This is a genomic window from Cohnella sp. OV330, assembly GCF_900112065.1.
Lineage (GTDB): Bacteria > Bacillota > Bacilli > Paenibacillales > Paenibacillaceae > Cohnella.
In genome coordinates this window covers 61,703-84,383 of record NZ_FOKE01000011.1, presented here as the reverse complement: position 1 = coordinate 84,383, position 22,681 = coordinate 61,703, and the positions used below count along the sequence as shown (strand labels likewise).

The 22,681-nt window shown below is 58.7% G+C and carries 18 protein-coding genes; 16 read left to right on the top strand and 2 right to left on the bottom strand.

The genetic code is table 11. The features are described 5' to 3' along the window. Positions 1–308 precede the first annotated feature (308 nt). The 7 genes from BM235_RS23465 (at position 309) to BM235_RS23435 (ending at position 10,723) form a co-directional block, all read left to right on the top strand. Positions 309–2,174: an S-layer homology domain-containing protein gene (locus BM235_RS23465; RefSeq protein ID WP_090116687.1), complete on the top strand. Its 1,866-nt coding sequence runs from the start codon at positions 309–311 to the stop codon at positions 2,172–2,174. A 156-nt stretch (positions 2,175–2,330) separates the two neighbouring features. After that, positions 2,331–4,079, top strand: coding sequence for a sensor histidine kinase (locus BM235_RS23460; protein ID WP_090116686.1), 1,749 nt, complete (start codon positions 2,331–2,333; stop codon positions 4,077–4,079). Further along, positions 4,076–5,659: a response regulator gene (locus tag BM235_RS23455; protein ID WP_090116685.1), complete on the top strand. Its 1,584-nt coding sequence runs from the start codon at positions 4,076–4,078 to the stop codon at positions 5,657–5,659. Before BM235_RS23460 ends, BM235_RS23455 begins: the two co-directional genes overlap by 4 nt. 188 nt (positions 5,660–5,847) lie before the next feature. Further along, on the top strand, positions 5,848–6,768 hold the full coding sequence (locus BM235_RS23450; protein ID WP_090116684.1) for an ABC transporter permease: 921 nt from the start codon (positions 5,848–5,850) through the stop codon (positions 6,766–6,768). Positions 6,769–6,783: 15 nt separating this feature from the next. After that, the gene (locus BM235_RS23445) at positions 6,784–7,716 is read left to right on the top strand and encodes a carbohydrate ABC transporter permease (protein WP_090116683.1); all 933 of its coding nucleotides are present in this window, start codon (positions 6,784–6,786) and stop codon (positions 7,714–7,716) included. A gap of 62 nt (positions 7,717–7,778) precedes the next feature. After that, positions 7,779–9,374 carry an ABC transporter substrate-binding protein gene (locus BM235_RS23440; protein ID WP_255374551.1) on the top strand — a complete coding sequence of 532 codons (1,596 nt, stop codon included), beginning with the start codon at positions 7,779–7,781 and terminating at the stop codon, positions 9,372–9,374. Between the two features lie 545 nt (positions 9,375–9,919). Next, positions 9,920–10,723: a GNAT family N-acetyltransferase gene (locus tag BM235_RS23435; protein WP_090116682.1), complete on the top strand. Its 804-nt coding sequence runs from the start codon at positions 9,920–9,922 to the stop codon at positions 10,721–10,723. 70 nt (positions 10,724–10,793) lie between these two features. Here the strand turns inward: BM235_RS23435 and BM235_RS23430 are convergent, their stop codons facing one another. Continuing rightward, positions 10,794–11,213, bottom strand: a complete 420-nt coding sequence (locus tag BM235_RS23430) for an SRPBCC family protein (protein WP_090116681.1) — start codon at positions 11,211–11,213, stop codon at positions 10,794–10,796. 134 nt (positions 11,214–11,347) lie between these two features. Between BM235_RS23430 and BM235_RS23425 the strand changes: the two genes are divergently transcribed. From BM235_RS23425 to BM235_RS23400, 6 genes are all read left to right on the top strand, one after another. Next, positions 11,348–11,941, top strand: a complete 594-nt coding sequence (locus BM235_RS23425) for a TetR/AcrR family transcriptional regulator (protein WP_090116680.1) — start codon at positions 11,348–11,350, stop codon at positions 11,939–11,941. Between the two features lie 7 nt (positions 11,942–11,948). Next, positions 11,949–12,410 carry a DUF2269 family protein gene (locus BM235_RS23420; RefSeq protein WP_090116679.1) on the top strand — a complete coding sequence of 154 codons (462 nt, stop codon included), beginning with the start codon at positions 11,949–11,951 and terminating at the stop codon, positions 12,408–12,410. Positions 12,411–12,564: 154 nt separating this feature from the next. Further along, positions 12,565–12,930, top strand: a complete 366-nt coding sequence (locus tag BM235_RS23415) for a DoxX family protein (protein ID WP_255374550.1) — start codon at positions 12,565–12,567, stop codon at positions 12,928–12,930. A gap of 350 nt (positions 12,931–13,280) precedes the next feature. Beyond that, positions 13,281–13,592 carry a hypothetical protein gene (locus BM235_RS23410; protein WP_090116678.1) on the top strand — a complete coding sequence of 104 codons (312 nt, stop codon included), beginning with the start codon at positions 13,281–13,283 and terminating at the stop codon, positions 13,590–13,592. A 4-nt stretch (positions 13,593–13,596) separates the two neighbouring features. Further along, the gene (locus tag BM235_RS23405) at positions 13,597–15,333 is read left to right on the top strand and encodes an ABC transporter ATP-binding protein (RefSeq protein WP_090116677.1); all 1,737 of its coding nucleotides are present in this window, start codon (positions 13,597–13,599) and stop codon (positions 15,331–15,333) included. Beyond that, positions 15,333–17,192, top strand: coding sequence for an ABC transporter ATP-binding protein (locus BM235_RS23400; protein ID WP_090116676.1), 1,860 nt, complete (start codon positions 15,333–15,335; stop codon positions 17,190–17,192). Before BM235_RS23405 ends, BM235_RS23400 begins: the two co-directional genes overlap by 1 nt. 82 nt (positions 17,193–17,274) lie before the next feature. Here the strand turns inward: BM235_RS23400 and BM235_RS23395 are convergent, their stop codons facing one another. Beyond that, a complete protein-coding gene (locus tag BM235_RS23395; protein ID WP_255374549.1) occupies positions 17,275–18,375 on the bottom strand; it encodes an NAD(P)H-dependent flavin oxidoreductase in 1,101 nt (366 codons plus the stop codon). A gap of 243 nt (positions 18,376–18,618) precedes the next feature. Between BM235_RS23395 and helD the strand changes: the two genes are divergently transcribed. The 3 genes from helD (at position 18,619) to BM235_RS23380 (ending at position 22,680) form a co-directional block, all read left to right on the top strand. Next, a complete protein-coding gene (gene helD, locus BM235_RS23390) occupies positions 18,619–21,045 on the top strand; it encodes an RNA polymerase recycling motor HelD (protein ID WP_090116674.1) in 2,427 nt (808 codons plus the stop codon). A 451-nt stretch (positions 21,046–21,496) separates the two neighbouring features. Further along, positions 21,497–21,961, top strand: coding sequence for a hypothetical protein (locus tag BM235_RS23385; RefSeq protein ID WP_090116673.1), 465 nt, complete (start codon positions 21,497–21,499; stop codon positions 21,959–21,961). A 221-nt stretch (positions 21,962–22,182) separates the two neighbouring features. Beyond that, positions 22,183–22,680 carry an RNA polymerase sigma factor gene (locus BM235_RS23380; protein ID WP_090116672.1) on the top strand — a complete coding sequence of 166 codons (498 nt, stop codon included), beginning with the start codon at positions 22,183–22,185 and terminating at the stop codon, positions 22,678–22,680. Position 22,681 lies beyond the last annotated feature (1 nt).

The following is a 22,681-nucleotide window of genomic DNA, read 5'->3' as shown; positions in this document are numbered from 1 at the left end:
TGGGCGGTTAGCTAGCCTATGTGCTGAAATAGGCGTCCGACAGCGTTACATTGGGCGGTTAGCGAGCCGATGTGCCGAAGGAGGCGTCCGACAGCGTTACGGACTCGGCCTTCACCCGCGCGGACAACGTGTATTTGTCCCAACTCGTGGATCCCGCGATCGCATGGACGTTGGCCGCGGTGTTGTCGGACAGTCGTGGAAGAAGTGGGAAGATAACCCTAGGAAAATATGTACAGTCAAAACAAGTCATGCTATTATTTCTCGTGGCACTATTTTCCTAACTTATATGCCTAAGGAGAGAAACTGACTTGTTCAAGAAATGGTTCGCCTATGCTGCTTCAGCCCTACTGGCCGCCGCACTTGTCATTCCAGGATTCGCCGCCGCCGCGGACGATATTTCGTTTAAGGACGTGGGGGGGACATTCTGGGCCAAAGATGAGATTAATAGCCTCGTTCAACTGGGTGTCTTAAAGGGCTATCAGGATAATACGTTCAAGCCGCAAGCGCCCGTGACGCGCGAGGAGTTCGCGAAGATCATCACGTCGGCGTTCTATCTGGACCTTCCCGCGTCGGACGCGCCGCAGACCTTCGTCGACGTAGGCAGATCGCGCTGGTCCTTCGCTTCGGTCGAAGCGGCCAAGGACTTCCTGACGGGTTATTACCCGCCAAGCGGCAAAGCATTCTTCGATCCGACCGGCAAAGCCACGCGTGAGGACGTAGCGGTCGCACTCGTGAAGACGCTGGGCTATCAACCGGACGACTTGCAGGACGCGGATATTCTGGATCGCTTCTACGACTCGGAAGACGTCTCGCCGAATCTGGAAACTTATGTCGCCATCGCGGTAGAAAAGAAGCTGCTGACCGGCTACAACGATTACACGCTCAAGCCTGGCAACAGCGTTACGCGCGCGGAAGCCGCATCTCTGCTCTATCGGGTCATTAAAAATTCGGCGGCAGACAGCGGAAGTGCGCTGACCTTGAATGTCGACGCGCCCGAAACGGTCGCCTCCCCGACCTTCTATATCACGGGAGATGTCACCAAGGGAGCCGATGTTACCATTAACAACGAAAAGGTCGAGGTCGTCCAAGGCGCTTTCCGCGTCGGCATCCGTCTCGAGCAAGAAGGAACCTACACTTACACGATCTCTGCAAGACTGGCCGGCGGCAAGACGGAATCCGTCACGAAAAAGGTGACCTTCGAGAAGGGTGCTCCTACCCTCGAGGTCAAAGGCGTGCCGGAGTCGTCGGACAAGCAATCCATCACCGTGTCCTGGACGGTCAAAGACGCGAACGACAGCAGCCCTGACGTTTATCTGAACGGACGCCTGCAGTACGGGAACTCCGCGACCGTCACGCTGGAGGAAGGCGATAACGTCATTACGGTAAGAGCCGAGAACGCAGCCGGCAAAACGGCCGAGGTCACCAAGCATGTGGCGTTTACAAGCGGCGGCCCGGTCCTGACGGTCGCGGACCTTCCGGAGACGACCGACAAAGAGACGATCTCCGTCAGTTGGACGGCAAAGGACAAAAACGATACATCCCCTCGGGTCTACGTCAACGACCGCGAGCAGTATTACGGTTCGACGACCGTAACGTTAAAAGAAGGCGTAAACACGATTGTGGTGAAGGCTACGAACAGTCTCGGCAAGAGTACGACCGTGACGAAGACGATCACCTTCAGCGTGGGCACGTCGACGTTGACCGTCGGCGAGCTGCCGGCTACGACGGACAAAGACTCGGTTAACGTGACATGGTCCGTGAAGGACACGAACGATTCGAGCCCGCGCGTCTATCTGAACGGCAAAGAACAGTACTATTCGAACGCCAGCGTCAATCTCGAGCCGGGTCCGAATACCATCACGGTACGCGCCGTCAACAAGCTCGGCAAAGAAACAACCATGACGAAGACGATCGCGTTCGAACCGCCTGCGCCGACGGTCACGCTGCTTCACGCGCCGGAGACGACCGCTTCCAGCTCGATCTCCATCAGCTGGTCCGCGACCGACAAAAACGATTCCTCGCTTAAAATGTACGTGAACGACAAGCAGACCTACTATACGGACTACACCGCTACATTGCAGCCTGGGGAGAACAAATTCAAGATCACGGCTACGAATAAGTACGGCAAGACGACGGATGTCCTTTATACCGTCACCTACGCACCTGAAGCTTAATCAACCTTCAAGAGCTCGCGCCCCGTGCGCGGGCTCTTGCTGATTTCAGGGAGGCAGTCCCCCTCTATAATCCATCTAGTAACCGCTCTCATTTCATTGTAAAATGGGGCAACCCGCTTCTCGGCGGGTGGACTCGCACGGAAAGGGAGCGCGCGCATGGGGAAATTTCGGTTCAGCCGAAAGTACATTCCGTTTACTTATAAGACAATGCTGCCTTATTTGGTGCTGGTTTTACTGACGGATATTCTGGTGGGCTATATCTCGTACACGATGCTCGTGGAGTCCCGGACCGAGATGGCGGAGACGAACATCCGGACCGCGATGCGGCAGACGAGCAACAATATCGAATACCAGATGGACGAGATCACGCGCATGACGAACTCGCTTTTTCTCAATACGACGTTCCAGAACGCGCTGCAGTTCAAGGGCGATCTCCGGGAAAACATGCTGAAGATGAAAGACGACATCGTGCCGTACATGAAGGCGCCGCTCCAGCTGTACGGGAACAAGCTGCGACTCGTCCTCTACGCAGTGAACGAGACGATGCTGGAGATCGCGGGCGACGACATGACCCAGCCGATCGGCCGCAGCGATTATTACGTGCTGTCCGCGCAGAACGTCGCGCAGGCGGATTGGTTCAAGTCCGTCGCCCCGTCGAGCAGGGACAAGCTGTGGCTGCAGATCGACACGGATAGCGAGCTCGGGAACATCTCCTATTTTCGCAAGCTGTTCGCCGCAAACGGCGCGCAGTCGCTCATTGGCTACATTCGCGTAACGGCGAGGTTCGACGAGCTGCTCGGCAACTTCGATACGTTTCCGATCGAGCAGGGCATCGTCCTCCGGCTGAAGGATAAGGCAACGGCCGCGAATCTGTACGAGCGCGGAACGATGGCGGCGAATGCCGACGCGAGCTCCTACCTGATCATCAGCGAAGATATCCCTGATACCGACTATGCGATCGAGACCTGGGTGCCTCACCGGTACTTGAACAAAGACGCGAGCAAGATGCGAAGGGTGATCGGCGCCGTCTGCGCGTTCAGCTTTGCCGTCATGGCGTTGATCGGCTTTCTCGTCGCCCGGCTGTCCGGCAAGAAGATGAAGCGGATCGTGTCGCTCGTGCGGTCGTTCCAGGAGGGCAACTTCTACAAGCGGATCGGATTCGCCGGCAACGACGAGTTCGTCTACATCGCCGACGCTTTTAATCAGATGGCCCAGAGCATTCAGGAGCTGATCCGCGACGTCTACGAGCAGGGCATGCAGAAAAAGCAGGCGGAGCTGGACGTGCTGCAGGCGCAGATCAGTCCGCATTTCCTGTACAACACGCTCTCTACGATCGGCAGCCTGGCGAATTTGGGCGAGGCCGACAAGGTGACGAAGATGGTGCAGGAGCTTTCCAAATTTTACAGGCTGACGCTGAACGAAGGGCAAGTCTATATTTCTCTTGAAGAAGAAGTGGAGCAGGTCAAGGCGTACCTGGACATCCAGCGGGTCAAGTATGCGGACGCCTTCCAGGTCTACCTCGATATCGACCCTGACATTTTGCATGTGCCGATCATCAAGCTTATCCTGCAGCCTTTCGTGGAAAATATATTCAAGCACGCCTGGTTCGGGGAATCGATCGCGATCCGGATCACGGGCAGGCGGCTCGGCGGCGATCGGATCGAGCTGAAGGTCATCGACAACGGCATCGGCATGCGGCCGGATACGCTGAACCGGATGCGGATGAGCGACACCCGCAGCGGCGGCTATGGCCTTAAAAACGTGGAGGAACGAATCAAGATGAGGTACGGCAGCGACTTCGGCATCCGCATCGGGAGCTACTACGGCGCGGGCACGACGGTCGAGCTCACTTTACCCATGGACAACGCAGAGATTCGGGAAGACAAGGAGCGCGGTGAACAATGACGGACAACGACATTAACGTCCTGCTGGTGGACGACGAAGCGGTCGACCTGGAATGGCTGAGACGCCGGGTGGCCGGACATGAGCAGCTGGCGGGCACCAGCGTGCGTACGGCCTCGAGCGGGTTCGCCGCGCTTAGCCTGATGAAGCAGCAGCGGATCGACATCATCCTGTCCGACATCCGCATGCCGATCATGTCGGGCACCGAATTCGCGCGGCAGGCCAAGGAGATCAACCCGCAGGTGTCCATCGTGTTCATCAGCGGACACGAGGACTTTAACTACGCGAAGCAGGCGATCCAGCTGAACGCGCACGGCTATCTGCTCAAGCCGGTCGAGGACGGCGAGCTGAACGCGACCTTGACGGAGCTGTGCGGCAAGATCGAGCGGGAGAGGAGGCAGCATACGTCGCTGACCGAGACGCTGTCGCTCGTCAACCAGGAGCTGCTGCTGCGCTGGTTCAACGAGTCCACGCCGGGCGATGTCGAGGCGCACGTCCGCAGCTTCCTCGCGCCGATGCTCCTCGGCGGCACCGCGGTCGCCATCGTCGAGATCGACGACATCGCGTGGAAGACGAGTCACTCGACGGCCGAGGAGCGTCGGGCATGGCTTGCCGGCGCCGCCGGGTTCATCCGCCGGTTCACGCAGGAGCGCAACATGGGTCTCGTCATCGACGCCTACGACAGCCGCTTCGTCCTGCTGGCCGCCGTGCCCGAGCCTTCTTTCTCCGCGCTGCTCGAAGAGCTGATCCGCGCTTTTTACGCCGAGTTCGCCTTCTCCGTCACGATCGGGACAGGGATGCACACGACCGCGTTCGACCAGCTGCACGATTCCTACCGGCAGGCCCAGGCCGCGCTCAGCATCAAGTGGATCGTCGGCAAAAACCGGCTCATCAAGGACGCCTCGCAGTGGCGCCCGAAGGAGCGGATCGCCCCGAACCTCGAGGAGATCGTCGACCGGATGCTGAAGGCGATGCTCGAGTACGACCTGACTACGATCGACGATTGCCTGCTGCAGTTGTTCGACGGCGACCATCCGCTCTCGCAGAAAAACGAGATTTACGATCTCATCATCCGGATCACGTCCAAGCTTCACGCGGATCTGCGGCAGCTCAACGAGCATCTGTACGAGATTTTGAATTGGGATGCCCATCAGCCGCTCATCCTGTTTCAATTCGAGACGGTGCACGACATTTTATCGTGGCTCAGACGGCGGTTTTTCGAGCTGTCCGAGCTGCTCTACCTGAAGCGGCAGAGGCAGAAGCGCAAGCTGATCGACGACATCACGGCTTACGTGAAGGACAGGCTGGAGCAGAAAATCACGCTCAACGAAGTGGCCGCGTATTTTAACTTTACGCCGAACTACTTGGGCCAGCTGTTCAAGGCCGAGACCAACAGCCTGTTCAGCGACTTCCTGAACGACCTGCGCATGAAGCGGGTATGCGAGCTGCTGCAGGAGCCGACCAAGAAGGTGTACGAGATCGCGGAGCAGGTCGGCTATAAAAACATCATCTACTTCAACCGTCAGTTCAAGCAGCACATGGGCATGTCCCCCGGCGAATATCGCAAGAAGCACAACATCTGAATCGACGCCCCCTTCACGAGACTCCGGTTCCCGCGGGAACAGGGGCCTCCTTTTTTTCGGACGAATCGGATCCTAAACTTTTTTGCCTGGATCGTTGAATTTGTATTAGGTTTAGTTGTTCCGCTGAATTATGCCGCTTCGCCCCGCCTTCTATAATGAGAGCTACAGAGGAGAGAGGGGGAGCGGATATGCGGCTGCGCAGCTTCTGGCACGATGTGAAAAAATACAAAATGTTCTTGTTGATGCTGACCCCTGCGGTCGTCTTCTACCTTTTGTTCGCTTATATCCCGATGGCGGGCATCGTCATCGCGTTCAAGCGCTACGATTACGCCGGCGGCATTTTCGGCAGCGCGTGGAACGGATTGGACAACTTCCGCTTTTTCTTCGATTCCGGCAACGCCTGGCAGGTGACGCGCAACACGGCGCTGTACAACGTCGCGTTCATCGTCGTGAACAACGCCTTGCAGATTTTCGCCGCGATTCTGCTGTTTGAAGTCGGGGGCAAGTGGTTCCGCAAGATTATTCAGTCGTCGTTGTTCCTCCCGTACTTCATTTCTTGGGTCGTCGTCGGCGCCATCGCCTACAACCTGCTGAACTACGACATCGGTACCGTGAACGCCATGCTCCGAGGACTCGGGCTTGAGCCGGTCGACATTTACAACACGCCCGCCTACTGGCCGTTTCTGCTGGTGCTGGTGTCCGCGTGGAAGGGGCTCGGGTACGGCACGGTCATGTATCTGGCCGCCATCACGAGCATCGACACCGAGATGTACGAGGCGGCGGAGATCGACGGGGCGAACATTTTCCAGCGCATTCTGAAGGTGACGATTCCGAACCTGTATCCGACGATCATCATCTTGGTGCTGCTGGCGGTCGGCAACATTTTCCGCGGGGACTTCGGGATGTTCTACAACATGGTCGGCAACAACGGGATGCTGTTCTCCGCGACGGACGTCATCGACACCTTCGTCTTCCGGTCGCTGATCACGTCCAACGACATCGGCATGTCGGCCGCGGCCGGCGTCTTCCAATCGGTGCTCGGCTTCGCCACGATCATGGCGGTCAACTATGCGGTACGGCGGTACGACAAAGAACGCGCGCTATTCTGAGAGGAGGCTGATGACATGAGCGCAACGGAGCTGAATGCGGACAAGTCGTTCGCCAAAACCTCGGGCGTCAAAAAGACGGATCAGAAAATATTCGCCACCATCGGGTACGTATCGCTGACGATCATGGCGCTGCTCTGCCTGCTGCCGTTCCTGCTGGTCGTGTCGTCGTCGCTGACGAGCGAGAACCGGATCATTACGGCGGGTTATCAATTTATCCCAACGGATTTCTCGGTAGAGGCGTACAGCATTTTGTTCAAATACCCGACCGAGATGATCCAGGCCTACCTGGTGACGATCGGGGTGACGGTCGGCGGCACGCTGCTGGGCTTGTTCCTGACCTCGATGACGTCCTACGCGCTGTCCCGCAGGGACTTCAAGTGGCGCAACGGCTTTTCCTTCTTCTTTTTCTTCACCACCTTGTTCAGCGGCGGGCTCGTCCCGTGGTACCTGCTCATCGTAAACTACCTGCACATGAAGGATACGGTACTCGCGCTGATCGTACCGCTCGTGCTCAACGTTTTTTACATCATCGTGATGAAATCGTTCCTGGGCGGCATCCCGGAAGCGATCGTCGAGTCGGCCAAGATCGACGGCGCAGGCGACTTCCGCATCTACGCGCAGCTGATCCTGCCGCTCTCCAAGCCGGCGCTCGCGACGATCGGGCTGTTCATGGCATTGGCCTATTGGAACGATTGGTACAACGCCCTGCTCTTCGTGTCGGACGAGAAGCTCATGCCGCTGCAGTACTATTTGTACAAAATGCTGGGCAACATGGACGGCATGCGCAAGGCGATGATGGGCGCGGGGGCGGTCGTTACGACGGCCATTCCGACAGAAAGTTTGAAGATGGCGATGACGGTCGTCGCGACCGGCCCGATCTTGCTGGCGTATCCGTTCGTGCAGCGGTACTTCGTCCAGGGCCTCACGATCGGCGCGGTAAAGGGATGAATACGGGGCGACCCGGTTTATCGATAGAGCTTGATACGACTACCATTAGGGGGAAGATGGGCATGTTGAGAAAAAGCAGATGGACGATGTTCACGCTCTTGTTCGCTTTTGTAATGATCATGAGTGCATGCGGCAACAACAATAAGGATTCCGGGTCGTCCGCAAGTTCAAGCGCGGAGCCTTCGAAGAGCGCGTCGGCTACGGCCTCGGCCTCGAGCAGCAGCGCCGCCGCGCCGTCCGAAGGCGCCGTCGACACGTCCAAAGAAGCGAAGCTGAAGATGATCTTCGTCGGGCCGAAGCCGGTGGACTACGATTCGGTATTCGCCGAGATCAACAAGAAGCTTAAAGAGAAGATTAACGCCACGATCGAAGGCGAGTTCCTCGACTGGTCCGACTGGGCGCAGAAGTATCCACTGAAGCTGGCCGCGGACGAGAACTTCGACCTGATCTACTCGGCCAACTGGGCGGGCTACAACGACCAGGCGCTGAAGGGCGGCTTCCTCGAGCTCACAGACGAGATGCTCGCCAAATATATGCCGCAAACGTGGGCGAACATGTCCAAGGTCAGCTGGGACCAGGCGAAGGTCAACGGCAAGCTGTACATGGTGCCGCAGAACCGCGGGGAATCCGTCGAGAAGCTGATCCTGTACCGCGAAGACCTGCGCAAAAAGTACAACCTGCCGGAAATTAACAGTCCGGAAGCGTACGCCACTTATCTGAAGACGATCGCCGAAAAAGAAAAGGGCATCGTGCCATTCACGCCGGAGACGGGCGACTGGAAGTTCCACAACCTCGACCGCGTCCTGCTCAAGCAGCAGAACGAGTGGAACATGTTCGACCTGGATATGCCGTTCGCCTTCAAGCTGACGGACGAGAAGGGGCAAGTATTCAACGTATACAACACGCCGGAATTCAAGGCATTGGCGACGTATTACAAGGATCTCGCGGACCACAACGCCTGGTCGAAAAACGTGCTGAACAGCAAAAACGACCATCAGGCGGACTTCAAGGCGGGCAAGACGGCTTCGATCACGCATAACAACGGCACGCTCGGCGCGCTGATGGCGCTCATGCGCCAAGAAAACTCGCCGTATGAAGTCGCGCTGGCGGACATCAACCAGGGCAAGAAAAAGTCGGTGGCGATCTCGACGCAGAACGGCACGTCGGTGCACGCAACCTCCAAAAACCCGGAGCGCGCGCTGATGGCGATCGACCTGCTGCAGAATGATAAAGAGCTGCACGACCTGATCATGTACGGCATCAACGGCGTCCACTACGAGCCGGTCGGCGACGACAAGTACAAGGCGCTCGATAAAAATCCGAACTACACGGGCTTCTCCAACTGGAGCTTCAACTCGCCGCTCAACCGCGACAACGAAGCGTTCCCGCAGGAAGCGTCCGACCTGGTCAAGAGCTGGGAAGCGAACGTGTACCACTACCCGCTCGAGACGTTCGTGTTCGACAACAGCAAGGTCAAGACGGAGATCGCCAACGTCGGCAACGTCATGCTGCGCTACGGCATTCCGCTCGAGTACGGCCTAGTCAAGGACATCGACAAAGGCCTGGCGGATCTGAACAAGCAGCTGGAGGCGGCGGGCATCGCCAAGATCCAGACCGAGCTGCAATCGCAGATCGACGCGTTTTTGGCGAAGAATTAAAGGCGGCCGAGGCGAAAGCAAAACGGGATGAAGCAGAGATGTTGTCTGCTTCATCCTGTTTGCGTTTGGTGGATGTGCGCATGCGTGGTGCTCGAAGGCAGATTGTGTTTCAGAAACACCGGACCGCATGTGGCGGGCCTTTGAGTCGGATTTGTTTCTACCTAGAAACGCTTCGGCGGACTCGGCGCATCTCGGGTCGTGTTTGTTTCTGAATAGAAACGCCTGAGCATGCTCGGCGCATCTCGGGTCGTGTTTGTTTCTGAATAGAAACGCCTGAGCATGCTCGGTGCATCTCGGGTCGTGTTTGTTTCTGAATAGAAACGCCTGAGCATGCTCGGCGCATCTCGGGTCGTGTTTGTTTCTGTCTAGAAACGCCTGAGCATGCTTGGCGTATCTCCGGTTGCGTTTGTTTCTACCTAGAAACGCCTGAGCGGACTCGGCGCATCCACAGGCGACTGGTCCAAGGTGGACTACGGCGGCACGCTCCGGGCAGACGTGACCCCTCATTCCGATATACAATCGGAAGAAACGGGGGTGGGACCAACTTGAGATTAACTGCATGCACGATCGCGGACATTCGGCACCTCCTCCAGGAGTACCTTCGCGGATTGTCTTCGCCTTTCGATTCGTTTTTAGAGGGCTACATTCTTTCTTCGTCCTTTTATTTGATCCAAGACGGCTCGGAAGATGTCGGTTATTTAGCCGTACACGACAGCGAACGGCTGACGCAGTTTTATATTCGTCCTTCTTATCTGAGGCATGCGCAGAAGCTGTTCCTTGAGGCGCTTGAGCGTTATTCGGTGAAGTCTATTTTCGTCGCGACCTCGGATGAACTCTTAATGAGCCTGGCCCTCGACCAAGATTTCGCGATTCGCAAGCAAGCGTACTTTTTTCAAGACGGCCAAGCGGAGTTTACGGGTAACGGTGGAAATGGGGAAGTAATTCGTCTTGCTGTCCTAACCGACCTAAGCGAGATCGAGCGTGTATGCGGGGATTTCCTCGAAGCGTATGACCGATTGATCGAGCGGGAAGAGATCTTCGTCTATCGCGGAGGCGCCGAGCTGCTCGGCATCGGGCTGATCGAGGCGTCCAAAATGTTCGAGGGACTGGCCAGCGTAGGGATGTTCGTCAACCCGGCCTATCGCATGCAAGGCGTGGGGAAAGCTATCATTCTACATTTGCGAAAATGGTGCAAGGATCGCGGTATCGTACCTGTGGCCGGGTGTTGGTACTATAACGAGGAATCCAAGCGAACGCTGGAGAGCGGGGGCATGGTCACGAAAACGAGGCTGCTGAATATTGAAGTCACGCATAATCGGGGGACGTCCGATATCGACCAGAAATCATGATTCGATCGGGTGACCTTGTCATCCCGCCAACCAGCGCAAAACTGCGCTGGTTGGTTTTTTATCGGGACGTTCAGCGAACGGTCCCTTTCGCTTCGGCTTCGATCGTCTGCTTCATGACCTGCGACCCGCGGTCGACGCGCGCCTGAATCTCGGCAGCCAGGTCGTCCGGCAGAAAGTCCGTCGTCCATACGAGCCGGGCAATGCCGTCCTCATGCGGGAACACTTGGAACGAAGCATGGTGATGCAGCAGCGGGGTTTGGCTCTCGACGACGGCATAAGCCATGCGACGCGCCTGATCGTCGATAGACACGATGTACTCGCGCACCACGTTGCCGCCCAGCATCGTCAATGTCCGTTCATGACCGTTCATTCGCGTATCCTCGGTATACCTGGGAACAAGGCGGCGATGGACGGCTCCGACGTCACGGACGGCGTCCCATACTTGTTCGGGCGAAGCATCAATGAGGATCTCCTTGCGAATCGTTGGCAAATGATCACGCTCCTTGGCCCCCATTATATGGATGAGCGGAGTCGATGGTCAAGCGCCAAATTGATTATTTACAAACCGTCAGTCGGTTTATATAATAAAAGCAAGAATGGATGCCTGAGGGGGGTTATACGGCGATGAAGCAAGAGGAACGCAGGTTGCAAACCATACAGCGGCTGATGGAGGCGACCAAGGCCTTGATTGCGGAGAAGGGGTGCCATGCGATCACGATGCAGGACATCATGAGCAGGTCGGGCATGTCCAAGGGCGCCATCTTCCACTACGTGAAGAGCAAAAACGAAATTTTCGCATGGGTGCTGCAGGAGCGTCTGGAGGAGACCAACGCGAGCTTCATGAATGAAGTCGAGAAGGGACGCCGCACATTCGACGAGCCGATGCAGCGGATCAAGGAAAGCATCGTCGCTTATGAAAATCCGCGGGACATCACGAACAAGGTGCTGCTATACCTGCTCGGCAAAGAAGACGATCCTGCGGTCGCGGCGGCGCTGCGGCAGTATTACGAACGGTCCGTCCTGCTATCCAAAACGTGGATCGAGACGGGTCAGCGGTACGGCGTCATTCATGCGGCCGTGGACGCGGGCAAGACGGGAGACCTGTTCACGCTGATGACGCTCGGACTGCGAATCCGCTCCGGCATTCCGCAGGCGCAGGCGGTCTACAAAGCGGAGGATCTGACGACATTTATACGCGATATTCTGACGAAAGGGTGAGGTACTCATGCACGTATGGCTAGCGCTGCACTTGATCGGCGTCGTATTGATGGTCGGGAATATCGCCACGGCCGCCTTCTGGAAAGTCCGGGCGGACCTGACCGGCAATCCCGCGATCATCCACCATGCCGCCAGAAACGTCATGGCCGCCGATTACTTTTTTACCGTCCCGGGGCTTGCGTTCATTCTGATCTCAGGCATCGTCATGGCGGTGCGGTCCGGCGCTTCGCTGTCGGGTCTGAACTGGCTGACGCTGTCGCTGATTCTGCTCGCGGTCACGGGCCTAATCTGGCTGGGACTACTCATTCCGCTGCAGCGCAAGATGATTCGATCCAGCGCGAGGAGCGCTGGGACCGGCACGACCGGCGAGGACTACCGCCGCGCTTCGCGTCAGTGGGCGATTTACGGCATCGCCGCGACCTTTCTGCCGATCGTCATCCTGTACTTGATGGTCATGAAAGGATTCTAACGCGTTCGTATCGCGAAGATGATCATGATGGAGGGATAGCGATGGAACCCCTGATCGCATTGATAGTCGTTACGCTTGCCGTTCTCCTGGCGGGAGCGGCTGGCCGAGGCGTCTGCGTACCTGGCCTGTCGCGCTTCGCGCAGGCGTTTTCGCCATGTTCATCTTGACGGGCACGGTACATTTTGTATGGATGAGAGAAGAGATGGTCAGCATGGTTCCTTCCGGCATGTCCCAACCCGGCTTGATCGTCTCGATCACCGGCGTATTGGAGCTGATGGGAGCGATCGGCATGCTGTGGCGGCGTACGGCACCCTGGGCGGCCGTTGGACTATCGCTGCTGCTGATCGCTATGTTCCCGGCGAATGTTCACTACGCGCTCTCGGGTCTCGCGACGGCCCCTGAAGACGCCCTCGTCCCTCGCACCCTGATGCAGATCGTGTTCTTGTCCGCCACGCTCGCCATCGCGATCTTTTACTACCGTCATCGGCAGGATGCCGTTCAGCGACCGGCCAAGTATTGATCGAAGTCAACACATTCTGCTTAGGGCTCCGTGTCTCGGTGAAGTACTGACGTAGAGTGGTGCTTGATGTGATCTGGCACCATACCTGCAAAGCACTGCCGCAGAGCAGTACTTAATGCGCTACGGATCCATGCCCCGGCAAAGTACTGCCGTAGAGCAGCACTAGAAGCGCCATGGCACCGCTCCCCGGCCAAGTACTGCCGAGGAGCAGCGCTCGGCACACTGCGCTACCCCCATCAACCAAGGGTTGTCTCCAAAGGTCATATCCCGACCCGCAGAGACAGCCCTATTTTACTTTGACGTATGACCTTCATTTGTATACAATTGTATACATAAAGGAGCGTGTGTATATGCGTGACCACAGAGGAAGAGGCGACGGAGATCGGGAAGGCGGCCATAAGGGCCGGCACCATCACGGCGCGAAGACGTTCCGCCGCGGGCGGGCGCTCGAGTTCTGGCAGATGCTCGACGTCAAGCGCAAGACGCTGAGGCAGCAGCTCGAGGCGCCGGAATATCAAGAGATCAGAACGATCCTACTCGGCGAGCTCAAGGCGATCGAGCAGATTACCGACGAGTACGTTCGGCACTTCGAGCTGCATCTCGCCGAAGAGGAGACGGATTCGGCGGCCGGTCCGGCGGAGAGCGAAGAAGGGGGCGCATAAGGGCGTGTGGGGATTAAGAGCCTATTTTAAACCCTATTGGAAATTCCTCATCCTTGGCCCGCTGTTCATGATTTTCGAAGTGTTTTTCGATTTGCTCCAGCCCAGGCTGGCTGCGCATATCGTGAACTTCGGCATTGTAGACCGCGATCTCGGCGTGATCGAACGGACGGGATGGCTGATGGTCGGGGTGGCGCTTCTGTCGCTCATTACGGGCGTCGGGTGCAACCTTTTCGCGAGCCGCGCCTCGCAGAACTTCGGCGCCGACGTGCGTGAAGCGCTGTTTACCAAGGTGCAGGCGTTTTCGTTCGATAATATGGATGCGTTCAAGTCGGGCACGCTCATCACGCGCATGACAAGCGACGTCGTGCAGGTCCAAAACCTGCTGCAATTAGCGCTGCAAGGCATGGTTCGCGCGCCGAGCCTGCTCGTCGGGAGCGTCGTGATGGCCTTGCTCATGAATCTAAAGCTCGGACTTATCCTGTTAGGCACGCTGATCGTCCTGGTTGCGGCGCTCGTCGTGCTGATCCGCTTTTCCAATCCGCTGTTCGCCGGCGTTCAGGCGAGATTGGATGCCGTGAATACGCGCATTCAAGAAAATCTGGCCGGGATCCGGGTGGTCAAGGCGTTCGTTCGGACCGATTACGAGCTGCGGCGGTTCCGGGACGTCAACGAGGAGTATACGGCGATCTCCATTCGAGCCGCCCGCTTTATCGCGCTGAACGCGCCGATCGTGACGCTCATCATGAACGCCTGCATGGTGACCGTTCTGCTGTACGGCGGCGACCTGGTGTCGATCGGGTCCGTTCAAGCGGGAGATCTGGTGGCCTTCGTCAATTATGTCGTGCAGGTGCTGTCTTCCCTGCTCATGGTGAGCGGGCTGCTGATGAACGTATCGCAGGCGAACGTATCCGCGCGGCGCATCGGCGAGGTGCTGACGACGCAGCCGCATATCGAAGGCAAGGCGCGGGAAGAGGACGCCTCCATCCCCGCCACGCACGTAGAATTTGCAGAAGTTTCTTTTTCCTACAACGGATCGAACGACCCCAAGGATCTGGTTCTGCGCGATATCGATATCGAGGCGAGCCGCGGGGACACGATCGCCATCATCGGGGCCACCGGCGCGGGCAAGTCGACGCTCGTCCAGCTGATTCCCCGGCTGTACGACGTCACGTCGGGCGCCATCCGGATCGACGGCAAGGACATCCGCGAGCTGCCGCTGATCGGGCTTCGCCGCCGGATCGGGATCATCCTTCAGGAGTCCTTCCTGTTCACCGGGACGATTCGCGACAATATCGCCTTCGGCAAGCCCGACGCGACGCAAGCGGAAATCGAGGCGGCCGCGAAGATCGCGCAGGCGCACGACTTTATCGCCAAGCTGCCGGAAGGCTATGACACGCAGCTGGGCCAGAAGGGCGTCAATCTGTCGGGCGGGCAGAAGCAGCGGCTCTCCATCGCGAGGACGCTGCTGGTGAAGCCGCCGATCCTGATCATGGACGACAGCACGAGCGCGCTCGATCTCGGCACGGAGCGCCGGCTCCGCACGGCCCTGCAGGATGTGATGAAGGACACGATCACGTTTTTCATCGCCCAGCGGATCTCGTCCGTGATCGAGGCCCGGCGCATCATCGTACTGGACGATGGCGCGATCGTCGGCAGCGGCACGCATGCGCAGCTGATGGCCGAGTGCGAGGTCTATCGGGATATTTACAGATCTCAATTCGGCAAACGGGAGGTGTCTTGATGTCGGGCAGCAATCCCAATACGTCTAGCGCAAACAAGGCGCCGGCGAATATCGATCAGATGGGCTTCCGTTCGGGACCGGGTCCGCGGCACGGCGAAGTACCGAAGGTAAGGTCGAAGGATACCGCGGGGACGCTACGGAGAATCTGGGGCTATCTGAAGCTTCAGGGCGCGACGCTGATCTGGGTCGTCGCGTGTACCGTGTTGACGACGGTATTTTCCCTGCTCGCCCCTTATCTGATCGGCAAAATGTTCGACGATTATATCGTGAAGCGCCAATACGACGGCATGTTCCGCATGGGCATGATCCTGTTCGGCGTGTACGCGCTGGGCGCGATTTTTACCTGGATCCAGCAGTACATGGCGTCGAGCCTCTCGCAAAATACCGTACGCGATATGCGCCACGATCTGTTCGGGCAATACCAGCGCCTGCCGGTTCCGTTCTTCGACCGCAAGTCGCACGGCGAGCTGATGAGCCGGGCCGTTAACGATATCGCCAATGTGTCGAACACGCTCAACCAGACCGTCGTCCAGCTTATCGCCAGCGTCCTCATGCTCGCGGGCAGCGTCGTCATGATGCTCAGCCTTAGCGTGTGGATGACGCTCATCACGGTGCTTACGGTGCCGCTCATCGTTTTCATCACGAAGAAGGTGACGAAGTACACGCGCCGCTTTTTCACGGAGCAGCAAAAGCAGCTCGGGGAAGTGAACGGCTTCGTTCAGGAGAGCATCTCGGGCTTGAAGGTGGTGAAGACGTTCGGAAACGAAGCCCGGTCGATCGAAAGGTTCCGCGAGATCAACGAGCGGCTGCGGGCGGTCGGCGTGAAGGCGCAGAGCCTGTCCGGCTCGATGGGGCCGATGATGAACACGATGCGCAACCTGACGTTTCTCATCATCGCGGTTTTCGGCGGCATGTTCGCCTACCACGATCTCATCACGATCGGCGTCATCGTCAGCTTCCTGAATTATTCCAACCAGTTCAGCCAGCCGATCAACCAGCTCGCCAATCAGTACAATCTGTTCCAGTCGGCCGTTGCGGGCGCCGAGCGGGTGTTCGAGGTGCTGGATCTCGATCCGGAAACCGCGCAAGCGGCGACAGCCGGCACGAATCGCCCGATCCGGGGCGACGTCGTGTTCGATCATGTGAACTTCGGCTACAAGCCGGAAGCGCCGGTGCTTAAAAACCTGTCCCTGCACGCCGCGCCCGGCCAGACGATCGCGCTCGTCGGTCCGACAGGGGCGGGCAAGACGACGATCATCAACCTGCTCACGCGGTTCTACGATATCCAGTCCGGCCGCATCCTGATCGACGGGCAGGAGATCCGGGAGCTCGACAAAGAGGCGCTTCGATCGCAGATCGGGCTCGTGCTCCAGGATGCGTACGTCTTTTCCGGGACGATCCGTGAAAATATCCGCTACGGCCGCCTGGAGGCTACCGATCAAGAAGTGGAGGCGGCAGCCCGGCATGCCAATGCGGACGCGTTCATCCGCAAGCTGCCCGCCGGCTACGACACCTATCTGAACGCCGAAGGCGGCAATCTGAGCCAAGGGCAGCGTCAGCTGCTGACGATCGCCCGCGCCGTGCTGGCCAATCCCGCGATCCTGATCCTGGACGAGGCGACGAGCAACGTAGACACGCGGACGGAACTCCACATCCAAGAAGCGATGAAGCTGCTGATGCAGGGGAGAACGAGCTTCGTGATCGCCCACCGGCTCAGCACGATTCAGGAGGCGGATGCGATCCTGGTCATCCAGGGCGGCGAGATCGCCGAGCGGGGCACGCATGAGGAGCTGCTGCAGCAGAAAGGGTTCTACGCGGACATGTACGACAATCAGTTCGCGAGCACGCAAGTAAGTTGATCGTATGAAAAAAAGCCGGGCAGCAGCGCTCTCTGTAGAGGAGCTGGCCCAGCTTTTGCTGTGCGTAGGTACTGCGTCTCGCTCAAGCCCCGCCCGTTCCGGCGAAGCCGCTCAACTTTCCGATGGCGGCCTGCGCTTCCGCGACCGTTCGTTTGACGATGTCGGCAGCCGCTTGTTCCGTTGCCAGCCGAAGGCCTTGGCCCGCCCAAAGGGACATAAGAGACGGATCGTCCGCTTGAGCGGCCGCCTGGCGAATGTCTTTCGTCAACGCGTTTTGAATCGGATAGTCGGGGATGGTCCCCGGATAGGCACGCATATCGCGCATAAAATCCGTGCGAATGCCGCGCGCCGCTTTGCCCGAATACGCGACCGTAACCGCCGTGGCATCTTCGGCGGACGACAGGACCAGCCGCTTGTGCGCTGCGTGGGCGCCGCTTTCCGGGCTCGCCAGAAACGCGGTGCCCATCTGCACGGCCGACGCCCCGAGCGCGAGGCAGGCCGCAAGCCCGCGTCCGTCCATGATGCCGCCCGATGCGATGACCGGCACCGATACCCGATCTGCGAGCTGAGGCACGAGCGCCAGGGTCCCGATCAGCGCGTCCGCTGCTTCGCTAAGGAAGGTGCCGCGATGCCCGCCGGCCTCGCTGCCTTGGGCCACGATCGCGTCCGCCCCGGCCGCTTCAAGGCGAATGCCTTCTTCGACGGTCGTCGCCGTGCCGACGATGGCGATCCCTCGCTGCCTCATCGCTTGCATCGCTTCCGGCGATGGGATGCCAAAGGTGAAGCTGAATACCGGCACTTCCTCCTCCAGCAGGACCTGCACCTGATCCTCGAACGACGGGGCAAACGATGAAAAAGCGGGATCCGACGCGATGCGCAGCTTGGCCCGGTAGGCATTCAAATGCGCGTTCATGCCGGCGATCTCGTCATCCGTCGCCTTTACCCCCGTCCGCTCGGGAACGAACAGATTCACGGCGAAAGGGCGATCCGTCCGCCGCCTGACCTCCCGGATCGCGTCCGTAATCTGCGCCGGCGACCAGTAGCCCGCGCCCAAGCTGCCCAGTCCGCCGGCATTGGACACCGCGGCGGCCAATTCGGACGTGGCGGGTCCGCCCGCCATCGGCGCTTGCACGATCGGATAGGCGATGCCGAGTTTGCGCGTGAACGAGGTCTCCATTCTCATATCCCCCTCCGTAGTTCGTTCCCTAGTGCAAGCATTAAAACAAAAAAAACCGGCATCCGCCGGTATATGTACATATTCGATTGCATCGCAAGCGGAGCCGTGGTATGATAAGAAACCACTGACTTTTTTGAAGTAAACTCACAGATATTGCATGTTACCTTCATAATAATCATACCACGTGGGTTTATGGATTGTCAAACGTTCTTTTTCTACCCATCGACGGAAGGGAGCGAGATCGGCTATATGATCAACGAACAGGATTGGAAGCAAGAGCAGGAGCGTCTGGACGAGGTGACGGAAAAGCTGCGGGCGAGGATCGCCGAGCTGGAGCCCGAAGCGGACGGCTTGCGGAACCAGGCGGGAGACCTTCGCAAACGGTTCTGGGAAGAAGTGACGGTGAACACGGCCACCAACGAGGACTTCGAGGAAACCTTCTACAGCATCAAGCAGCAGGAAGCGCTGTTGTCGGAGCGGGAGCGCAGTTATCGTCTGCGCTTGCAGCAGTGGAAAGGGTTGAACCGGCTGCTGCCTTCGCCTTATTTCGGCCGTATCGACTTCAGCGAGGACGGGCTGGGCTTTAGCGAGCAAGTGTACATCGGCGTATCGTCCTTCGTCGAATCGAACGGCATGAATTTTCTAATTTACGATTGGCGCACGCCGATCGCCAGCATGTATTACGACCATTCCCCGGGACCTGCTTTCTATGATACGCCGGGCGGACGCGTGACGGGAACGATGGATCTGAAGCGGCAATACCAGATCCGGGACGGCAAGTTGCTGAACGTGTTCGATACGAGCTTGACGATCGGCGACGAATTGCTGCAGCAGGTGCTGGGCCATGGCGCGGACGCGCAGATGAAGACGATCGTGGCGACGATCCAGAAGGAGCAGAACGCCATCATTCGCGACGACAAGAGCCGGATGCTCATCGTGCAGGGCGCGGCGGGCAGCGGCAAGACGTCGGCGGCGCTGCAGCGGGTCGCGTACCTGCTCTACAGTCATCGCGAGCGGCTCAAGGCCGACCAGATCGTTCTTTTCTCGCCCAATCCGATGTTCAACAGCTACGTGTCCACCGTGCTTCCCGAGCTTGGCGAAGAGAACATGCAGCAGACGACGTTCCAGGAATACCTGGAGATCGGGCTCGGCGCAGGGCTGCGTCCGGAGGATCCGTTCGACCAGATCGAATACGTGCTGTCCGATTCGTCTACCCGCGCGTACGAAGCCCGGCTGGAGGGGATCGCCTACAAGGCGTCCGCTGCGTTTCTTCATGCGCTTCGGGGTTATGCGAACTGGCTGGGGCGGGAAGGCATGCGGTTTGTCGGCATCCGGTTCCGCGATCGCGATCTGATCGCCGCGGAACGCATGGAGGCGCAGTTCTACGGCTACGATCCCGTCATTGGCGTGGCGAACCGCATCGCCTTGCTGCAGGAGTGGCTGCTGAAAGAGCTCGCCGTGCTCGAGCGCGAGGAGCGGGAGGCGCCGTGGGTGGAGGAGGAGCTCGGATACCTCGACAAGGAAGACTATGCCGCCGTGCACGGCGAGCTGCACAAGGAGCGGGGGGTATTCGACTTCGCCGAGCAGTACGAGGAGGCCCGCGAGTTTCTGCAGGGGAAGCGCCGGCGGGACGAGAGCGACTTCGACTATGCGGAGAGAGAGGAAGAACTGCTGCGTATTCGCTTCCTAAAAGAGCAGTTCAAACCGCTGCGGCGAATCGTCAAACGGATGCGGTTCATCGATACGACAGGGCTGTATGCCCAGCTGTTCGGCGGCAGAGAGGCTTATCTCGCCATGACGGGCCAGACGGAGGCGCCGGCGTTGTGGGACGACATCTGCGAGCAGACTCAGGAGAAGCTGGGCAAGCTCGAGCTTTTCTACGAGGATGCGACGCCGTACTTGTATTTGAAGGAGCTCGTCGAGGGCGTTCGGACGAACACGGAGATCCGGCATGTTTTCGTCGACGAGGGGCAGGACTACTCGGTGTTTCAATATGAATTTTTGAAACGGTTGTTTCCGCGGGCCCGGATGACGGTGCTCGGCGACTTCGGGCAGGCGATCTTCACGCAGGCGACCGAGCTGCATGGCGCGGATTCTCCGCTGATCAAGTTATACGGCGAGTCGGACACCAGCCTCATCCGGCTGGTCCGCAGCTACCGGTCGACGCGCGAGATCGTGGCGTTCGCGCGGGAGCTGCTGCCGGACGGCCGGGAGATCGTGCCCTTCGAGCGAAGCGGGCCGAAGCCGCTGCTCGTTCAAACTGCAAGCCGCGAGCAATCCGCGGCGCGGATGGCGGCGGACGTCGCGGCGCTGCAGGCCGAGGGCTTCGGCTCCATCGCCGTCATCGCGAAGACGGCGGCCGAGAGCGCAGAAGCCTGCGAGGCGCTGCGCGCGCTGGGCTGCCCTTCGCTGCGGCTCGTCACCAAGGAGACGCCGACCTTCGAGAAGGGGACGCTGATCCTGCCCGCGTACCTCGCGAAGGGCGTCGAATTCGACGCCGTGTTGATCTACGACGCGTCCGCGGGAACCTACGGCCGAGAGAGCGAGCGCAAGCTGTTCTACACGGCATGCACGCGCGCCATGCATCGGCTGCTGCTCTACGCGGCTGGGGAGTGGACGCCGTTTGTGCAGGCGCTGGATGCCTCGCTGTTTGATACGGCGTCGGAAGAAGCATAAATCAAGACTAGCGGGGGGGCGGCATCTAACCGCCCCTTCTTGCGATTCGGGAGCGAGCAGAAGGGAGAACGATCGCCGCGGTTACACGTGTATCCTGCAAATGTGCACGATACAGCGGCGGAGGACGCGTTCGCGTAAGACTATCCTGCAAAAATGCAGCATACACGGCCCATTTCTGTGGATATGAACATTTTCCGGTATGTATCGTGCAGTTTTGCGCGATAGCCTCTCTCTATGCGCATGCCCGTTCTCTATCCTGTATTTTTGCAGGATGCAGGTCGCGCGCCTGGCGCGAAAGATCGCTTGCCGTTCTGTTTCAGGAAGGAATTGTTCGAAATATACAGCGATGTACAATTCCTACCGTATTCGCCCGCCGGACGTGGTGCTACCGTAAAGATGCACCACCTATCCGAGCGGGCGCGCCCGCTCTAACCCAAAGGAGCGAATTGATATGAAGCAAGCAGGATGGCAGCCGCGCAAGGCGCTCACGACCCTGGCCGTTCTGGGCATGCTGCTCGCCGGCGCGAGCGCCGCGTCGGCGGCTACCGTGAGCGAGAGCGAGAGCAACAACACGGCGGCCACGGCGGATGCGATCAGCATCGGCGACACTGCGGTCGGACAATTGAACGGACCGGGCGGCGGGGCAGACACCGATTACTTCGCGTTCTCGGCTTCGTCCGGCGGCACCGGGACCGTGACGTTCTCGTCCGACGGAGGGACGAGCGAGGCCGTCAGCCAGTTCATCTCGATCATCGACGCGACGACTAGCACGACGCTCGCCACCGGCAGCATCACGCCGGCGAGCCCGACGCGGACGATCTCCTTCAGCAAGACGGCGGGCCATACGTATCACGTCGTGCTCATCAAGCCGACGGGCTCGGCAGCGCTGTACGGCTACCACCTCGCGATCTCCTGATCGCCAGGCAGCCGCATCCAACCAAATGACGGTGCCGGGACAACTCCCGGGCCGTCTTTTTTTTTGCGCGCGAATGCCGATCGGCTGCATGCATTTCCCCTTCCCGATGCGTCAATAGCGTATAAGCGAACGAGTCAGCGCAAAATAATTTTAAAAAAATCCGCCCGTCATGAAAAAAATCCGCCCGCTCGGTTGTATTCAAAGGGAAAGGAGGTGCTGAGGTGTACAATTCATTTGAGCTCAATGAATCTGTGCGACGGGCATTGGATCGCTATTCGCAAAGTCTGATCAAAATCGCCTTCGCCTACTTGAAAAATATGGCCGATGCGGAAGAGGTGGCGCAAGACGTATTCCTCGCCTATCTGCAGAAGCGCCCGGTATTCGAAAATAACGAACACGAAAAAGCGTGGCTCATCCGCACGACGATCAATAAAAGCAAAAACATGCTCAAAGCCGGCTGGTTCAGAAGCCGCAATCCGGTTCCCGAAAACCTGAGCTACCTCCCGCGGGAAGAGAACGAGGTTCTGCAGGCCGTGCTCGCGCTGGACAAGAAGTACCGGATCCCGATTCACCTGCACTATTACGAAGGCTACTCGATCCAGGAGATCGCGGACATTTTGCAGGCCAAGCCCGCTACGGTCGGGACGTGGCTCGCCAGAGGACGGATGCTGTTAAAAGAGAAGATCGGAGGCGCAGAGGATGAAGCGTTCAGTATATAAA